Here is a 1,516-nt window from a genome sequence, read left to right as displayed (position 1 = left end):
GATCGACGAGGGCGTGGCACGGATCCGCGACGTGCTGGACTGACGGGCGAAGCGCAGATCGCGGGTTGGCGGGTCCCGCCGCCGCCGCTATAACTCCCGTCCACCGGCAAGCCCGGCGCCGCGTTAGCTCAGCTGGTAGAGCAGCGCCCTTGTAAAGCGAAGGTCGTCCGTTCGAATCGGACACGCGGCACCATCGACACTCCAGACCTGATCAGCCAGTCTCTCGCGTACCCCCAAGGCCGCGCGAAAACTGCCATGACGTCGCGACATCGCGGCGCGCTCATACAGGGCATGCGCCGCGAATATACAGTCCCGGCCCGCGCGTTTCGGGCATGCTCCCTTCGCGACGCGCTCGCGGCCGATGGCGGAGCGAGCGGCGCGCGTATCTTCGGGACGGGTGCTACATGCTCAGCTGCGACTATGCCGAACGCGATCCGGCCAAGTGCCCTCCCGACGCATGCGAAGTCATGATGGCGATTGTGGCGGCGGCCCGCCGCCTGTGCGACATCTATCCGAGCCAAGCCGACTGACCGTCCGGTCGATCCGATGAATCTCCTTCCCGGTCCGCGCCCGCCGCGCGGATCGCGCGCGTGAAGCGGGGGCAGCCATGTATCTCAGCGTCTTCGATATCTTCAAGATCGGCGTCGGACCGTCGTCCTCGCATACGATGGGTCCGATGATCGCCGCCGCCCGCTTCCTCGACGCGCTGCGCGATGGCCGCGACCGCGTGCCGGGCGCTGGCGCTCCCGCCCGGCTGGAAGCGAGCCTGCATGGCAGCCTCGCCTTCACCGGCAAGGGCCATGCGACGGATCGCGCCGTGATTCTCGGCCTGCTCGGTTTCGTGCCCGACACGCTCGACGCCGAGGAAGCGGAGCTGCGGCTCGCGGCACTGGCGACGAGCGGAACGATCGACGTGCCGGGCATCGGCCCGCTCGCCTTCGATCCGACGAAGGGCGTGGTCTTCGACTATGGCCCGCCGTTGCCCGGTCATGCCAACGGCATGGTGCTGCGCGCCTTCGACGCGGCGGGCAACCTGCACCTGACCGAGACCTATTACTCGATCGGCGGCGGCTTCGTGCTGACCGACCGTGAAATGCGCAACGCGACGCTGAAAGGCGACGACGCGCAGGTGAATCGCCCCTACCCCTTCGCGAACGCCGCCCAGATGCTCGTCATGGGCGATGCTTCCGGGCTTTCGATCGCGGCGATGAAGCGCGCGAACGAGACGGCCGGCGGCCACGCGGGGCTCGACGCCGGGCTCGACCGGCTCTGGTCGGTGATGAACGCCTGCATTGACCGCGGGCTCGCCACCGATGGCATCTTGCCGGGCGGGCTCAAGGTCCGCCGCCGCGCCCATGCGATCCATGAGGCGCTTCAGGCCGAGCGTGGCAACAACCTCGCGCAGCCGCATACGGTGAACGACTGGCTGTCGGTCTATGCGATGGCCGTGAACGAGGAGAACGCGGCCGGCGGCCAGGTCGTCACCGCGCCAACCAATGGCGCCGCGGGCGTGGTT

Annotated in this window: 1 protein-coding gene and 1 tRNA gene; both read left to right on the top strand. The window is 68.7% G+C overall.

Annotated features, from left to right (window positions below; translation table 11 throughout):
* Positions 1-117 precede the first annotated feature (117 nt).
* Positions 118-193 (top strand) — tRNA-Thr (locus VYI76_RS15735).
* Positions 194-607: 414 nt separating this feature from the next.
* Positions 608-1,516, top strand: a 909-nt coding sequence (locus tag VYI76_RS15730) for a serine dehydratase beta chain (protein WP_326525761.1), incomplete at its 3' end; no start/stop codon positions are given.

This window comes from Sphingomonas sp. (assembly GCF_035910975.1).
In the GTDB taxonomy this organism is placed as follows: domain Bacteria; phylum Pseudomonadota; class Alphaproteobacteria; order Sphingomonadales; family Sphingomonadaceae; genus Sphingomonas.
Note: the sequence above shows the minus strand (reverse complement) of the source record. Positions and strands in the feature narration are given on the sequence as shown.